The 16208-nt window shown below is 69.5% G+C and carries 13 protein-coding genes; 4 read left to right on the plus strand and 9 right to left on the minus strand.

Going from position 1 to position 16208, the window contains the following annotated elements; translation table 11 throughout:
- Window positions 1–17: 17 nt before the first annotated feature.
- The 5 genes from mdtD to ACREPD_RS18405 form a co-directional block, all read right to left on the minus strand.
- A complete protein-coding gene (gene mdtD / locus ACREPD_RS18385) occupies window positions 18–1427 on the minus strand; it encodes a multidrug transporter subunit MdtD (RefSeq protein ID WP_431600659.1) in 1410 nt (469 codons plus the stop codon).
- Window positions 1428–1546: 119 nt separating this feature from the next.
- Window positions 1547–2620 (minus strand): uroporphyrinogen decarboxylase, encoded by a 1074-nt coding sequence (gene hemE / locus ACREPD_RS18390; RefSeq protein WP_431600660.1) that lies wholly within the window; start codon window positions 2618–2620, stop codon window positions 1547–1549.
- A 29-nt stretch (window positions 2621–2649) separates the two neighbouring features.
- Window positions 2650–2901 (minus strand): WGR domain-containing protein, encoded by a 252-nt coding sequence (locus ACREPD_RS18395; protein WP_431600661.1) that lies wholly within the window; start codon window positions 2899–2901, stop codon window positions 2650–2652.
- Window positions 2902–2976: 75 nt separating this feature from the next.
- Complete coding sequence (gene aroB, locus ACREPD_RS18400) at window positions 2977–4086, minus strand: 3-dehydroquinate synthase (protein WP_431600662.1); 1110 nt, start codon at window positions 4084–4086, stop codon at window positions 2977–2979.
- Entirely contained in the window at window positions 4083–4625 is a 543-nt protein-coding gene (locus ACREPD_RS18405) for a shikimate kinase (protein ID WP_431600663.1), read from the minus strand. Before ACREPD_RS18405 ends, aroB begins: the two co-directional genes overlap by 4 nt.
- Window positions 4626–4720: 95 nt before the next feature.
- Between ACREPD_RS18405 and ACREPD_RS18410 the strand changes: the two genes are divergently transcribed.
- Window positions 4721–4924, plus strand: a complete 204-nt coding sequence (locus ACREPD_RS18410; RefSeq protein WP_421569462.1) for a dodecin family protein — start codon at window positions 4721–4723, stop codon at window positions 4922–4924.
- A gap of 19 nt (window positions 4925–4943) precedes the next feature.
- Here the strand turns inward: ACREPD_RS18410 and ACREPD_RS18415 are convergent, their stop codons facing one another.
- Complete coding sequence (locus ACREPD_RS18415) at window positions 4944–5774, minus strand: kinase (protein ID WP_431600664.1); 831 nt, start codon at window positions 5772–5774, stop codon at window positions 4944–4946.
- Window positions 5775–5815: 41 nt separating this feature from the next.
- Between ACREPD_RS18415 and pdxH the strand changes: the two genes are divergently transcribed.
- Window positions 5816–6415 carry a pyridoxamine 5'-phosphate oxidase gene (gene pdxH, locus ACREPD_RS18420; protein ID WP_431600665.1) on the plus strand — a complete coding sequence of 200 codons (600 nt, stop codon included), beginning with the start codon at window positions 5816–5818 and terminating at the stop codon, window positions 6413–6415.
- Here pdxH and ACREPD_RS18425 read toward each other — a convergent pair.
- The 3 genes from ACREPD_RS18425 to prpR all read right to left on the minus strand — a co-directional run bounded on the left by ACREPD_RS18425 (window position 6364) and on the right by prpR (window position 13952).
- Window positions 6364–8949, minus strand: coding sequence for a hypothetical protein (locus tag ACREPD_RS18425; RefSeq protein WP_431600666.1), 2586 nt, complete (start codon window positions 8947–8949; stop codon window positions 6364–6366). The two genes, pdxH and ACREPD_RS18425, sit on opposite strands and share 52 nt — an antisense overlap.
- Before the next feature lie 440 nt (window positions 8950–9389).
- Window positions 9390–11735 carry a hypothetical protein gene (locus tag ACREPD_RS18430; protein WP_431600667.1) on the minus strand — a complete coding sequence of 782 codons (2346 nt, stop codon included), beginning with the start codon at window positions 11733–11735 and terminating at the stop codon, window positions 9390–9392.
- 603 nt (window positions 11736–12338) lie between these two features.
- On the minus strand, window positions 12339–13952 hold the full coding sequence (gene prpR, locus ACREPD_RS18435; protein ID WP_431600668.1) for a propionate catabolism operon regulatory protein PrpR: 1614 nt from the start codon (window positions 13950–13952) through the stop codon (window positions 12339–12341).
- Between the two features lie 157 nt (window positions 13953–14109).
- Here prpR and prpB point away from each other — a divergent pair, with 157 nt between their 5' ends.
- Window positions 14110–15000: a methylisocitrate lyase gene (gene prpB, locus ACREPD_RS18440; protein ID WP_421569454.1), complete on the plus strand. Its 891-nt coding sequence runs from the start codon at window positions 14110–14112 to the stop codon at window positions 14998–15000.
- 28 nt (window positions 15001–15028) lie between these two features.
- Entirely contained in the window at window positions 15029–16186 is a 1158-nt protein-coding gene (gene prpC, locus ACREPD_RS18445; protein WP_431600669.1) for a bifunctional 2-methylcitrate synthase/citrate synthase, read from the plus strand.
- The last annotated feature ends 22 nt before the right edge of the window (window positions 16187–16208 follow it).

The following is a 16208-nucleotide window of genomic DNA, read 5'->3' on the forward strand; positions in this document are numbered from 1 at the left end:
ATAGCCGGCTGCGCCGGCTATTCCGCGACTTCCTCCACCTCGCGCGGGGAGGGGCGGGTGTCGGGGAGCTGCCAGAAGATGACGGTGGAGGTCAGGGTGATCGCGCCGACGCAGACGAAGGTGGCGTGCAGCGCGGCGGTGGCGCCGTGCAGGGTGTCCAGGTGCTGGAAGGCGGCCAGCAGGCTGCCGGCGGCAGCGGCGCCGAAGCCGGTGGCCAGCATCATCACCATCGACAGCAGGCTGTTGCCGGAGCTGGCGAAGTCGCGATCAAGATCGCGCAGGGTCACGGTGTTCATGACGGTGAACTGCAGCGAGTTGACCGCGCCGAACACGGCCAGCTGCAGCACGCGCAGCCACATGGGCTGGCCTGGCACCATGAAGATGAAGCTGGCCATGGTCACCCCGACCAGCACGGTGTTGACCATGAGCACGCGGCGGTAACCGAAGCGTTCGACCAGCTTCACCGCGTAGCGCTTGGACAACATGCCGGCGGCGGCGACCGGAATCATCAGCAGGCCGGCATTCATCGGGCTCATGCCCATGCCCACCTGCAGCAGCAGCGGGATCAGCAGCGGCATGGCACTGCTGCCGATGCGCGAGAACAGATTGCCGAGAATGCCGATGCGGTAGCTGGGCACGTGGAACAACGCCAATGAGAACAGCGGCACGGTGGAGTTGGCCGCATGCAGCCAGTAGCCCACCAGGGCGGCCAAACCAGCCACGGTCATCAGCATCACCAGCGCGTGCGGCGTGGCCATGCCGGAAATGCCGTCCAGCGCCAGCGACAGCACGACCATGCCGAAGGCCAGCATCAGATACCCGGCGATGTCGAAGCGGGTGCGGTGTTCGGCGTAGTGGTCGGGCATGATCTTCAATGCCGCGATGTAGCCGATGACACCGATCGGCAGGTTGATCAGGAACACCCAGTGCCACGTGGCGACTTCGACCAGCCAGCCGCCCAGGGTAGGGCCGATCAGCGGGCCGACCAGGGCGGGGATCGCAATGAAGCTCATGGCGCGCAGGAACTGTTCGCGCGAGACCGAGCGCATCACCGCCAGCCGGCCCACCGGCAGCAGCATCGCGCCGCCCACGCCCACGCCCTGCAGCACGCGCGCGGCCACCAGCTGGTGCAGGGTCTGCGCGAGCGCGCAGGCCAGCGAGCCGAGCGTGAACAGGATGATGGCGGCCAGGAAGGTGCGCCGCGTGCCGAAGCGGTCGGCGATCCAGCCGGAGGCGGGGATGAAGGTCGCCACTGCCAAGGCATAGCTGAACACCACCGACTGCATCTGCAGCGGGCTCTCACCCAGGCTGCGTGCCATCGCCGGAAGGGCGGTGTTGACGATGGTCGAATCCAGCAACTGCATGAAGATCGCCAGCGATACCAGCCACAACAGGGGCCGGAACGAGGCGTAGCTGGGCGTCGTCATCGTATGCACCTTCATCAACGAGGTGCATATGATCGCCGATGTCAGGTCAGGGTGCGGTCAATACGCGGCAATGAACCGTTCCGGCAAAACGCGGCTGGCGCGGCAACGCGCCAACGTTGTCAGCGTGCGCTCAACCGGTGCACCGCCTCCACCAGCACCTGCACGTGTTCCGGATTCATGTCCGGCGACATGCCGTGGCCGAGGTTGAACACATGCCCCTCGCGCGAACCACCGTTGCCGCGGGCGTAGCTGTCCAGTACCTGGCCGGCGGCGCGTTCAATGGCTTGCGGGTTGCCGTACAGCGTGGCCGGGTCCAGGTTGCCCTGCAGCGCGACGCGGCCGCCGGTGCGGGCCACGGCGTCTTCCAGGTCCAGCGTCCAGTCCACGCCCAGCGCGTCGGCGCCGGTATCGGCCAGGTCGGCCAGGTGCAGGCCGGTACCCTTGCCGAACAGGATCAGCGGCGTGCGTTGCCCGCCTTCGCCACGCTCGAGCTCACGCGCGATGCGGGTCAGGTAGCGCAGCGAGAACTCGCGGTACATCGCCGGGCCGAGCACGCCGCCCCAGGTGTCGAACACCTGCAGCACCTGCGCGCCGGCCGCGCGCTGTGCGGCGAGGTAGGCCACCACGGCATCGGTCACCACCGACAGCAGCTGGTGCAGGGCGGCCGGCTCGTTGAGCGCCATGGCCTTGATGCGGGCGAAGTCCTTGCTGCCGCCGCCTTCGATCATGTAGCAGGCCAGCGTCCACGGGCTGCCGGAGAAGCCGATCAGCGGCACCGAACCGTCCAGTTCGCGACGGATCAGGCGCACGGCGTCCATCACGTAGCGCAGCTCGGTTTCCATGTCCGGCACGGCCAGGCGGGCGATCGCGGCGGTATCGCGCACCGGGTGGCGGAACTTCGGGCCTTCGCCCTCGACGAAGTACAGCTCCAGCCCCATCGCATCGGGAATGGTCAGGATGTCCGAGAACAGGATCGCGGCGTCCAGGTCGAAGCGGCGCAGCGGCTGCAGGGTCACTTCGCAGGCGATGTCGGGGTTCTTGGCCATGGCCAGGAAGCTGCCGGCCTTGGCGCGGGTGGCGCGGTATTCCGGCAGGTAGCGGCCGGCCTGGCGCATCAGCCAGACGGGGGTGCAGTCCACCGGTTCGCGGCGCAGGGCGCGCAGCAGGCGATCGTGGCGGGAGGGGCTGGTCACGGGATGCTTCCTTGGAATCGGGTGGCGGTTCAGCGCGGTGGCACGCCGCTGGTGTAGGTGATCTGGTAGCCGCGCTTCAGCTCGGCGTCGCGCGCCTTCTCGAACGCGCTGTACGCCTCTTCAACCTGCAGGAACAGTTCGCGGCGCAGCTTGGACGCGCCGCCGACCACGCCCGACTCGCGCAGCAGCTCCCAGCCACCGAACAGGTCCGGTTGCAGGGTCAGCTGGAGATAGCGGGCCGGGTCGGCGCCGCCGGGCAGTTGTTGCAGGAAGACACGCATGCCGGCGATTGTAGCCGCGAACCGGCGTGGCGGCCGTGACCGCCGCGGTGCCCGCCTGCGGCCAACGGTCGCAGGTCAGCCTGCGCCGAGCACGCGCAGGACGTCCGCTTCGTCGACGTCGGCCACCACCTCGGCACGGCCAATGCCCTGCCACAGCACCAGGCGCAGGCGGCCGGCCACGTTCTTCTTGTCCAGCCGCATCCGCCCCAGCAGCGCTTCGGGGGCCAGCCCGGCGGGAATCTCTACCGGCAGTTCATAGCGCAGCAGCAGGTCGCGCAGGCGGGTGGTGTCGTCGTCGTGGCTCATGCCGAGCTGGGCCGACAGGCGTGCGGCCAGCACCATGCCGACCGCGACCGCTTCGCCATGATTGAGGTTGTCGTTGCCCGGGGCGCCGTAGCCCTGTTCCGTTTCGATGGCGTGGCCGAAGGTGTGGCCCAGGTTCAACAATGCGCGCTCGCCACGCTCGAGCGGATCGCGCGCGACGATCTCGGCCTTGTGCTCGCAGCTGCGCGCGATGGCCTGGGCCAGCGCGGCATCGTCGCCGGCCAGCAGGGCGGCATGCTCGGCCTGCAGCCACTGGAAGAACAGCGGGTCGCGGATGGCGCCGTACTTGATCACCTCGGCCAGCCCCGCCCGCAGCTCGCGCGGCGGCAGCGTGCGCAGGGCCGCGGTATCGGCGATCACCGCGCGCGGCGGATGGAACGCGCCCACCAGGTTCTTGCCTTCGGGGATATCCACGGCGGTCTTGCCGCCCACCGACGAGTCAACCATGGCCAGCAGCGAGGTCGGCAGCTGCACGCAGTCCACCCCGCGCATCCAGCAGGCCGCGGCAAACCCGGCCAGGTCGCCGGCGACGCCGCCGCCGAGTGCCATGACGCAGGCGTCGCGGGTGGCGCCCAGTGCGGCCAGCGCGGTGATCGCCGCGCCGAAGTTGGCCAGGGTCTTGGAGGCCTCGCCGGCGGGCAGGACCAGTTCGCCCACCTGCAGGTCGGGACGCTCGGTGAGCAGCGCCTGCTTCACCCCGGCCAGGTACAGCGGCGCCACCGAGGAATCGCTGAGCAGCAGCACATGGCGGCCGCGCACGTGGCGCGCCAGCAGGTCACCACGGGCAAGCAGGCCCGGGCCGATGTGGATGGTGTAGGGGGTATCGCCGCCGACGGCGACAGTGCGGGGGGCGGGGGTCATGCGGAAGTGTCCAGTCGCTGCCATTGCGCGGCCACCCGCAGCACCAGCTGCGCGGTGGCCTCGGCGGGCGTGTAGAGATCGGTGTCGAGGGTAAGGTCGGCCAGGCCGTGGTAAAGCGGGTCGCGGGCGGCGGCCATCGCGTGCAGTACCGCTTCGCGATCGGGCCGCTGCAGCAGCGGGCGGCCGCGGTCGCGCGCCAGCCGTTCCAGCTGCGCCGGTACGCTGACCCGCAGGTACACCACGAACCCGCGGCGGGCGATGACCTCGCGGTTGCCGGGGTCCAGCACCGCGCCGCCGCCGGTGGACACCAGCTGCCCGGTCCCGGCCAGCAGGTCGTGCAGGACCCGGCGTTCGTGCTGGCGGAAGCCGGCTTCCCCGGAATGCTCGAAGATGGCCGGAATGGTCGCGCCGGTGGTATCGACGATGGCCTGGTCGGCGTCGACGAAGTCCAGCGTGAAGCGCTCGGCGAGGCGGCGCCCGATGCAGGTTTTGCCGGCGCCCATCGGGCCAATCAGGATCAGATTCGGAGCGGGATTCATTACCCAAGATGCTAACACCTCCGTGTCGGCGCCTTTACGCGCGCGGGCGCACCATCAGGCGGCGCGGAATGTCCCGCGCGCAGCCGGAGCATCCCATGTCGGTCGCCAAGATCATCGAGATCAACGCCTCGTCCAGCACCAGCGTCGAGGACGCGGTGCGCAGTGGACTGAAGAAGGTGTCCGAAACCGTCAAGGGCATCCAGGGCGCCTGGATCAACGAGACCAAGGTGGTCACCGATGGGGAGGGCAACATCAAGGAGTGGCGCGTCAACCTGCGCGTGACCTTCCTGGTCAGCTGAGCACGCGGTGGTGCCGGCCTCAGACGGGCGCGGCCAGCACCTGGCGCTGCTCGTCCAGCACGACGATCCGGTCGGCCAGGGTGGGCAGCGTGCGCAGCGCCTGCCGGCTGACCCGCTCGTAGTACTGCACGAACCGTTCCAGCTGGGGGCGGCTCATGCTGCTGCGCCCGGGTTGGGCGGCCTGCAGGTGCTGTTCCTGCTGCCAGCGCCAGCGCGGCACCACGGCGAAATCCGGCGGCTGCAGGAACCACAGCCGGTCGCAGCGTTGCCACAGGGCCGGGTAGTGTTCGGCCAGCGCCTGGTTGCACCAGTGGCGCCAGCGGCCATCGGCGTCGGCATCGCGTTCCAGGGCGTTGAGCGGCATCGTCAGCTCTTCCTCGGCCTGCGCCGGCGTGCCCAGGAACCAGCCCTCGAACACCAGCAGGTCCAGCCCGTCGGTCAGCTGCTGCCAGTCCTGCTGGGGCACGCGTTCGTCAGCCAGCTTGTCGAAGCGTGGCAACGCCACCGGCTGGCGTGCCGCGATCGCGTCCAGGGTCGCGTGGGCGAGCGGCAGGTCATGGGTGCCCGGCGGGCCCCGGGTGAGCAGCAGCGGATGTACCTGGCGTGCCAGCCGCTGGCGTTCGGCGCGGGTCAGGTAGAAATCGTCGATGGACAGCGTGGCCGCGCGCAGACCGCGCTGCCGGGCCAGCGCGACGACCTGGGCGGCCAGCGTCGATTTGCCGCTCCCCTGCAGGCCACTGATCGCCAATACTGGCACGCTGCCCGGCGTGGCGAGCGCATCGTCCAGCGCCTGCGCGACCAGTGCATCGGGGAATCCTTTCATGCGGGGCATGTACGCAGCAGCAGACATGCGGTGACAATAAACCCAAATCGAGCAGCAAGAAACCAACCATGACCGATCTCTACGCCGAAGCGCTGTCGACCTTTGCCGCCCTGTACGAAGAAGCCAAGGGCAGTGCCGAACTCGAACCCAACGCGATGACCGTGGCCACCGCCGACAGCAACGGGGGTCCCTCGGCACGCACGGTACTGCTCAAGGCCTTCGACGAACGGGGTTTCGTGTTCTACACCCACCTGGACAGCCACAAGGGCCGCGAGCTGCAGGCCAACCCGCAGGCGGCGCTACTGTTCCTGTGGCGCAGCCTGCGTGAAGCGGGCATCCAGGTGCGTATCGAGGGCGGTGTGGAACGTGTCAGCGACAGCGAGGCCGATGCCTACTTCGCTTCGCGCCCGCGCATGAGCCAGATCGGCGCGTGGGCGTCGCTGCAGTCGCGCACCTTGGCCTCGCGCGAAGAATTCGATGCGCGCGTGGCCATGGCCGAATCCAGCTTTGCCGGCCGCGATGTGCCGCGACCGGAAGGTTGGAGTGGGCTGCGCGTAGTGCCGCGTCGCATCGAGTTCTGGTACGGCGCGCAGTTCCGCCTGCACGAGCGCTGGTGCTACGAGATCGATGCCGATGCGCGGTGGAGCAAGCGGCTGCTGTTCCCCTGAGGCAATGCCAGCGCGCCGAGCAGCGGCGAGGCCGCCTTGTGCTGGGTGGTGCCGGTGCCCAGTGCTTCGAACAGATCGAACAGGCGTTCGCGTCGTGCGTCGTCATCGCTTGCCTTCACGACCGCGTCGAGCGCCTCCGATCCGGCGCCGCCCTGTTGCAGCCAGTAGCGTGCTTCATGGGCCGGTACCGACTCGGGCCGCGCCAGGGCCTGGCACAGGCGCTCCAGATCGGCGCCGTGCGACTGCAGCAGGACAGCCCAGGTGTCGGCGTTGCTGCGTGACTTCGTGCACAGCGACTGGTAGCGCAGCAGCGTACCGGTCAGCGTGGTGTCGCACAGCCGCTCGGCGCGCGTGTGCTGGCCGGTCCGGCGGTGGCTGACCCCCAGCGTGGGGGCCACGCCCGGAAGCAGCGGCAGCGGCACGGTCATCCCGAACGCGCGGGTGGTTCCGGTGGACAGCCGGACGGTCTGCAGGTGCAGGCCGCGCGCCGCCTCGGGGAACGCCGGGTCGCGCTGGAAGTCGGGCTGGAACAGGCGCACCAGGCAGTGCACGTTCGCACTGGCAGTGAGCAGGGGCGACACGCTGGACAGCGCGCGCTCCAGTGCCGGCGCCGGCAGGGACTCCCACTCCTGCGGCCACTGCCGCTGGATCTCGGCCAGGAGGGCAGCGGATGATGTGCTCGCGTCCATGCGCAGGCTGATTTCCACGTAGGTACCGGCGCGCACGGGATCGGGATCCTCGCGCACATGCCGCGCGACGGACACCGTGGCGGCACCGCCGGCCGGCATCGCCGCGGCGGACAGTGCCAACGTGGCGCGCTGGGTGGTGACCCGCTGGGTCATGTCGCGGAAGCCATGGGTCGCCAGATGCACCCGGTGGCGGTCATGTGGAAGCTGCGTGTCATGGATGCGGCCGGCCAACGCTGCCGCGTCCTCCTGCAGCGCGCTCCAGCGGGACCGGTGGTCGGCGTTCCCTTGCGGCGGCGTTGGCGCCGCCTGCAGCCAGGCCAGCGTATCGAGCATGCCGATCATCACCGGTTCGCACGCGACGCCCGCGCTGCCCCAGTCGCGGCACAGCGAACCCAGCACCGGCGCCGCCTGCTGCGGTGCCACCAGGTGGTGACGGGCCAGTGCTTCGAGATGGTCGAACTCACTGCGCAGCTGGTCCACGGCGGCCCGACGCCCGGCCAGATCCGCGTCACCGCCTGCGGTGGCGCGCAACACGCGTACCTGTTGCAGGGTCGGTGAACGCAGACCCGTCTCGTCGAGCAATCGTGCGATACGCTGCGCCAGCGCGGCGCGGATCTCCGCACGGCCGGCGGGCGACGAACCGCTGTCGTCCAGCGTCGTCAGGCGGGTGGGAAGCGCGGCGACGAACGTGGAGCGCGTCAGCGCTCCCGACAGGCTCAGCCGGCCGATGCCAGCCCCAACGCCCGCCGTCAGCGAAGCGCCGACGGTGGTCGCCGTCGCCTGGATCGGGGCACCGGCGCGCGTAGCGAACGGCAACGGCGCCTTGGCAGCGGTGCTGGCAGGCACCACCTGCAGCTTCTGCAGCCGCGGTTGCCACGCCAGCGCCCGGCTGGCGCGCTCGGCGTAGCGGTCCCGGTGCGTACCGAACAGCTGCCTCGCCGCACGCGTCAGCCGGTTCCCGCCCAGCCGTCGCGCGACCGAGGCATGCGCCAGCGCCAACACGTGGGTGCGCATCGATGCCGTGATGTCGGCATGGCCGTGGCTGTAGTAGCCCGATGCCATCGCGTCCAGGCCGACGCCGGGTGCGACGCCTGCCTGCACGGCGACATCGCCCCGCACGGTGTGGGTGCGCACGGTCGCCACGGTGAGGTCTTCACCGGTCGTAATGCTGGTCTGCGTTCCTGTCTCCACCGCGACATCCGCGGCGCAGGCCAGTGGAATGCCGACTGCGGCGCCGACACGGACGCGGGTGTCGGTGCCGGTCTGTGACCCGGGGAGGGTGTTGGCCGATTGCCTGCGGCAATGGCGGCCAATCTGTTCCTGCAACATCAGCTCGGCGTCCGCCGCGCGTGTGACGTCACGCAGCGCGGCGCGCAGGATCTGTTGCCGCGGCGGCAGCCCCGGTGCAGCCGGCAATGCCTTCAGTGCCCGCAGCAGGCCCGCCAGCGCCGGTCGCGTCAGCGTGTCGGCGCGGGACGCGTCCAACAGGCGCACGGCACGTCGGAAGCCGTCCTTCTCCAGCGGGGTCAACGCGGTCAGCAGCGCATGGATCTGTGCTGCAAGCACGTCGATGGCCGTGTCCGCGCTGGCCATCGGGGCGGTCGCCAGCGGTGCGTTGGCCGCCGGCTGGACCGGTTGTGGGCCGATCCATGCGGTGCCCAGGCGCAGCGAAGGAGCAGCTGCGTGCGCGCTGGAGTTATCCATCCGGCGCAGCGGGATCGACGATGCAATGACCGCCGTCTGGCGCTTGCGATGCGGGGTTGCGCGAGCTGCGCTCGGACGCTCGCTGGCGACGCGGGGAGCATCGGACGGTGTGGGCGGATGGATGATGGGGCGCAGGTGCATGGTGATCTCGACGGGGTGGGGGAGGTACACCGGGGAAGACAAGCGACACCCGGTGCCCGCTGAAACCTACGCAGCGCTGCGGTGTAATGAAATTGCATCGAAGTTGAAAAATTCATTCACGGTTTCGAAGGCTGAACAGCGCATTGGCTGCGCCATTCGAATCGATAGAAGGAAGTGATCGAGGCCGATGTCGTGCGGATTGCGGGGGCGGTTGCAAGGGGTGCGGCGGTGCGCGCGGAATGTGCGGCAGCGCCGCGTGTTCCGCCCGACATGCAGACAATGACGCGACGCGAAGCGGCCGCGCGGCAACGCCGCATGCTTGCCTCGGCGATGCCGCCATGGATGAACGAGGCGCGGGGACAGCGTGGCCGTGGATGCCGAACATCCACGGCCACGTTACGTCGGTTTCAGCCTTGAAGCGGTGCGATCAGCGGCACGTTCTACAGCGCCGGTGCGCCGATCAGCGGCGATGCTGCCTTGACGCGTCCGACCCGTTCGGAAAGCAGTTCGAACACGGCATGCAGCCATGCCCGGCGCCGATCGATATCACGCTCTTCGCGCAGGGCGTCCAGCACGGCGAGGTGTTTGTCGCACTGGTCAGGACGCGCGTCGTCACGGTCGGTGCCGCGCTCGATCCAGTAGCGGGCCTCCTGCGCAGGTACCGATGCGGGGTCGGCCAGTGCATCGGCCAGGCGATCCAGATCGCTTCCGTGCGATGCCACCAGCTGCGCCCAGGTACGTGCCGCGGGCTCCGCGCTCGAGCACAGCGACCGATAGCGCAGCAGGGTGCCGGTCAGCGTTCCGGCGCACAGCCATTCGTGCCGGGTGCGCTGCGCGGTGCGGGTGTGTTTCAGTGCGAGACTGGAGGACAGCCCGGGCAGCACCGGCAGCGGCACGGTCAACGCCAGTTGATGCGCCGAGCCGATGCCCAGCCGGATGGCCTGCAGGTGGGAGCCCCGGGCGGAGGCGGGAAACGCGGGGTCGGCCTGGAAGGCGGGTTGGAAGAAGCGCACCAGGCACTGCAGGCTACCGCTGGTCGTAAGCTGCGGCGCAATCGACTGCAGCAGTCGCTGCGGCTCCTCCAGTGGCATGCCGCGCCACTCCTGCGGCAGGCGTTGCTGCACCTGGGACAGGATCCCGCCGACATCGGCGGTGACTCGGGCAGTGAGGGCCAGCTCCAGATATGTGCCGGCGCGCAACGGGTCGGGATCTTCACGGTCGTGCCGGGCCAGTGACACCTGCGCAGCAGCGGTCAGTGGCAACAGCTGTGCCGACACCCCGAGGTTGCCTCGCCGGGTGGCAATGCGCTGGGTCATGGCACGGAACGCATGCGTTGCATGGTGCACGCGCGCGCGGTCGTGCACGATCGTGCTGTCGTGGATCTTCCCCGCCACCGCCTGCGCGGCCTTCTGCAGCTGCGCCCATGCGGCGTGCTCGGCGTGGTCGGCACGCTGTGGCTCGGCGGCGGCCTGCAGCCAGGCCAGGGTGTCCAGCATGGCGATCATCAGCGGCTCGCGTGCCGTGGACGGCTGGCCCCAGTCGCGTGCCAGCGAGGCCAGCGGCGCGCGGCACTGCGCCGGTGCTGCCAGCGCATGGCGCGCGAGCGATTCGAGATGGTGGAACTCGGCGTCCAACTGGTGCACCGCACTCAATCGCATGGCCAGGCGGGGGCGCAGGGCCTCTGCGCGGACGCTGCGGACCTGCATCAGCGTGGGCGAGCACCGCGGCGGAACCACGGCAAGCAAGGTCGCCATGCGCGTTTCCACTGCCGCGTGCAGTGCCGGATCATCCGTGGCCGGGCGGCCGTCGTGGTCCAGCTCGGTGAGCCGCAGCGGCAACGCGGTGATGAAGTCGGTGCGGCTGGCCTGACCCGACAACGAGAGGCTGCCCACACCATAGCTGGCACTGGCAGCGGCCGCGCCGCCGGTGGTGGTCAACTCGGCCAGCAGCGGGGGCGGTGCAGGCCGCTCGAAGGCCAGCGCGTCGGTCGCGGCCGCGCTGCGCAGGAGCATGCGTACACGAGGCTGCCAGGCCACGGCCCGGCTGGTGCGCTCGGCGTAGCGGTCGCGCCGGTGCCCTGCCAGGCGTTTGAGCGCGCGCTGTGCCGCATTGCCACCGAGCCGGCGTGCAACCGATGCGCGGGCAAGGCCGTGTACGTGGTCGCGCATGCTCACTGCGATGATCGCCTCGCCCTGGGTGGACGAAATCTCCACGCTGGCCTGCAGGCCCACGCCTGGCGCCACCCCGGCGCGTGCCGAGGCTTCCCCCACCACGGTGGTGGCGTGGACCGTCGCCACGGCCAGATCGTCGAAGGTGCTGGTGCTGGTTTCATGATGTGCCCCTACGCCAAGCCCGACTTCCGCCGCCGACGGCAGGCCCAGCACCACGCTGCCGACGCCACTGCTGGTCGCGGCCCGCAGCGCGCCCGGTCGTTCATTGGCCTGCTGCCGCCGGCCGTGGCGGGCAATCTGGTCGCACAGCATCCGCTCCGCGCGCGCGGCGCGGATGAGGTCGTAGAGCGCGTCGCGCAGCATCTGCTGGCGGGGCGGAAGCTGCCGGCGGGCGGGGAGCGCCTTGATGGCGCGCAACAGTGCCTGCGTGTCCTCGCTGCTCAACGCGGTTGGTTTGGCCCGGCCCACGGCGTCCGCGACGCGATGAAAGGAGGCCGGTTGGCCCGGGCCGAGTTGTTCGAGCAGTGCGAAGACCTGGGCGGTCAGTCCTTCCAGTGCGGCGCTGGCCGGTGCCGGGCGGACGCCGGGCTGCGCGCGCACCGACATGCGGGGCAAGGGCGGCGGTAACCGTGGAACGGTCGGTGCGCTGTTGAGTATGCCGGTGCACGGCAGTCGTGCGCAGGGAACGCGGGCGTCGCGCAGTGTGGCGTTGGGGCGGGAAAGCGGGCGATAGGCAAGAAGCAGTGCGGCCGGGGCGGCGGCTGGGCGCATGAGCGTGTCCTGATGGGAGTTGACGAGCTGCGAACGTACGGGGGGATAGCACCTTGCCTGCCTCCTCCCCGGCGCTGGGTTCACTCGTGGTTGCGGCTGCTGAACAGCACGACGCGCATCCTTGGGCATTCCCTTAAATTCAATCGACCAGACCTATTGGTTCGAGGCGCAGCGCGCCGGTGTCCGTGCGCGGGAATGGCGCCCCCATGAGGGTGCAAACCGGGATATATCGACAGACCGGGTCGGATCGCGCCCGATCCAGCCATCGCGCCGGCAATGGCGGCCGGTACCGGCGCGCAGCGCCACCCACGCCGTTCGTGAACGTGGCGCGGGGAATGCAGGTTTGGGAAGTTCCTAGGCCATGACGTCAGAGGATGCAGGGCCGACAGGTCGGAAATGACCGCACCAGCGGAACGCGCGCCGGGACGTGCGCAAACCTCGCCCGGCTCAAACGTCCGCGCGCAACCACCGCCACAGGGTCGTGCGCGAGATGCCCAGGCGCGCGCACACCTGTTCCCGGTTGCCGTTGCAGTCGGCCAGCAGCTGCCGCAGCGCGTCGCTGTCCGGACGTGGCGGCGAAATGGCGATGGCAGCGGCTGCAGTGCCCTGCATAGGCAGCCGCGCTGCAGGGGCGGCCTCCAGCTCGGGCATCCAGTGCAGCAGCTGCGGCAGCGGCAATGCGCCGGCGTCCTGGGGCCAATGGATGCGCAGCCGGTCGACCAGGTTGCGCAGCTCGCGCACGTTGCCCGGCCATGCGTAGCCACACAGGCGCTGGGTGGCTGCCGCATCCAGCGGCGAGGGGCGTTGACCGAGCTGCTGGAAGAAGTGGGTGAGCAGCTGCGGCACGTCCTGCTGACGCGCCTGCAGGGTCGGCAAGGCAATGCGCAGCGCGGCCAGGCGGTAATACAGGTCGCGCCGGAACCGCTGCGCCTCCACCAGCGATTCCAGGCTCTGCAGGGTGGCGGCGACCACGCGTACGTCGACCGCGGTGGGTTCGGTCGCGCCGACGCGCAGCACTTCGCGCTCCTCCAGCACCCGCAACAGGCGGGTCTGCAACGGCATCGGCAGCTCACCGATCTCGTCCAGGAACAGCGTGCCGCCATCGGCCGCCTCGACCAGGCCGACCCGGCCGCCGCGGCGCGCACCGGTGAACGCGCCTTCGGTGTAGCCGAACAGTTCCGCCTCCAGCAGCGATTCGCTGATGGCCCCGCAGTTGAGCGCGACAAAGCGCCCCGCGCGCCCGCTGGCGGCGTGCAGCCCACGCGCGACCAGCTCCTTGCCGGTGCCGGTCGCGCCGGTGACCAGCACGGTGCTGTCATGCGGCGCATAGAGCGCGATGCGCTCGCGCACCTGCTGCATGAGCGGGCTGTCGCCGAGCAGGGTGCGGTCGACCTCGTGGCGGCGCGCAGGCGGCCGACGGCGCGGCGACGCCACACCGGAGCGCGCCAGGGTCTGGGTCAGCTCCAGCGCGTGTTCGAAGGCCTGGCGCACCGACTCGGCCGAATACAGCAGCACCCCGGGCAGGCCGACCTGCTCGGCGTGGTCGATCGCCATGCCGGTGCCCACGATCACCTGGATGCCATTGGCGCGCATGTCGGCGATGCAGTCGCGGGCGTCTTCGCGGGTGACGAAGCGGCGGTGCTCGATGTCCAGCCCGAAGCTGTGCTGGAAGCTGCCGAAGGTGGGCACGTCGGTGGCATGGGTGACCAGCCCGATCCGCGGTGCGATCCGGCGTGCGCGGGCCAGCGCTTCCATCAGGTCGAAGCCATTGGCCTGGATCGGCACCAGCGGCACCTCCAGCCGGCTGCGCAGATAGGCCGCGTTCGAGCCGCCGGCAATCACCACATCGCAATGCTCGCGGCGCAGCCGTTGGCCGATCACATCCACCGCCTCCTCGAAGCCGAGGTTGATCGGCACGATCCGGGCGCGGCGGTCGAACTCGGGGATCACATCGCCGAGCAGGCCGGTCAGCCGGGACACGCTGACGGTCCAGATCACCGGCAGGTGGCCCGGGTCCGGGTCGGGCAGGCGGGGGCGGGAACGGGGCAGGACGATCGACATGGCCGTGTTTCAGTGTTTCGGTTTCATCCATGTTACATGTGTTTCATTGGGGTGGCATGAAACATGCCTGCCACGCCGGTGTCGTAATGAATTCAGATAGTTGCGACTTGGCACGGCCCTTGCGCCTGTCCTCCCGTCACTCACGATGGAATGTCCCATGAGCTCCTCCGTTTCCTCCGCCGGCGGCCGCTTCCGCGCCGCGCTGGCTGCCGAATCGCCGCTGCAGGTGATCGGCGCGATCAACGCCAACCACGCCCTGCTGGCCAAGCGCGCCGGCTACCGGGCCATCTACCTGTCCGGCGGCGGCGTTGCCGCCGGTTCGCTGGGCCTGCCGGACCTGGGCATCAACACCCTGGAAGACGTCCTGATCGATGTGCGCCGCATCACCGATGTGTGCGACCTGCCGCTGATGGTGGACATCGACACCGGCTTCGGCCCCAGCGCGTTCAACATCGCGCGCACCGTGAAGTCGCTGATCAAGGCCGGCGCCGCCGCCTGCCATATCGAGGACCAGGTGGGTGCCAAGCGCTGTGGCCACCGTCCGGGCAAGGAAATCGTCACCCAGGGCGAGATGGTGGACCGGGTCAAGGCCGCCGCCGACGCAAAGACCGACCCCGACTTCTTCCTGATCGCGCGTACCGACGCCATCCAGGTGGACGGCGTGGACGCCGCCATCGAGCGCGCCATCGCCTGCGTCGAGGCCGGTGCCGACGGCATCTTCGCCGAGGCCGCCTATGACCTGGGCACCTACCGCCGTTTCGTGGATGCCGTGAAGGTACCGGTGCTGGCCAACATCACCGAGTTCGGCGCCACCCCGCTGTTCAGCCGCGATGAACTGGCCTCGGCCGGCGTGGCCATCCAGCTGTTCCCGCTGTCCGCGTTCCGCGCCGCCAACAAGGCCGCAGAGAACGTCTATGAGACCATTCGTCGCGACGGCCACCAGAAGAACGTGGTGGACAGCATGCAGACGCGCGAGGAACTGTACGACCGTATCGGCTACCACGCCTTCGAGCAGCAGCTCGACGCGCTGTTCGCCGCCAAGAAGTAACGTCGCACCACTGTTTTCTGGAGGGATCATGAGCGAAGCAACCACCGCCCCCGGCTTCAAGCCGAAGAAGTCCGTCGCCCTGTCGGGCACCGCTGCGGGCAACACCGCGCTGTGCACGGTCGGCCGCAGCGGCAACGACCTGCACTACCGCGGCTACGACATCCTGGACCTGGCCAACACCAGCGAGTTCGAGGAAATCGCCCACCTGCTGGTGCACGGCAAGCTGCCGACCCGCGCCGAACTGGTCGCCTACAAGGCCAAGCTGAAGTCGCTGCGCGGCATTCCGGCCGCGGTCAAGGCGGCACTGGAAGAACTGCCGCCGTCGGCACACCCGATGGACGTGATGCGCACCGGTGTGTCCGTGCTCGGCTGCGTGTCGCCGGAGAAGGACGATCACAACCACCCGGGCGCGCGTGACATCGCCGACAAGCTGATGGCCTGCCTGGGCTCGATGCTGCTGTACTGGTACCACTGGAGCCACAACGGCCGCGCCATTGACGTGGAGACCGACGACGATTCGATCGGCGGCCACTTCCTGCACCTGCTGCACGGCGAGAAGCCGCAGGATTCGTGGGTGAAGGCGATGCACACCTCGCTGATCCTGTACGCCGAACACGAGTTCAACGCCTCCACGTTCGCCTGCCGCGTCATCGCCGGCACCGGCAGCGACATGTACAGCTGCATCACCGGTGGCATCGGCGCGCTGCGGGGCCCCAAGCATGGCGGCGCCAATGAAGTGGCGTTCGAAGTGCAGAAGCGCTACGACAGCCCGGACGACGCCGAGGCCGACATCAAGGCCCGCGTGGAGCGCAAGGAAGTGGTGATCGGCTTCGGCCATCCCGTCTACACCGTCAGCGATCCGCGCAACAACGTGATCAAGGACGTGGCGCGCGAGCTGTCCAGCGAGCAGCAGAACCTGAAGATGTTCGACATCGCCGAGCGCCTGGAATCGGTGATGTGGGACATCAAGAAGATGTTCCCGAACCTGGACTGGTTCAGCGCGGTCAGCTACCACATGATGGGCGTGCCGACGGCGATGTTCACCCCGCTGTTCGTGATCGCGCGTACCTCCGGCTGGAGCGCGCACATCATCGAGCAGCGCATCGACGGCAAGATCATCCGCCCCAGCGCCAACTACACCGGCCCGGAAGACCAGGTCTTCGTGCCGATCGACCAGCGCCGATAAACAGGAGTGCCGGCCCCCGGGC

Origin of the sequence: Stenotrophomonas sp. (assembly GCF_050737075.1) — a bacterium.
Taxonomy (GTDB): domain Bacteria; phylum Pseudomonadota; class Gammaproteobacteria; order Xanthomonadales; family Xanthomonadaceae; genus Stenotrophomonas.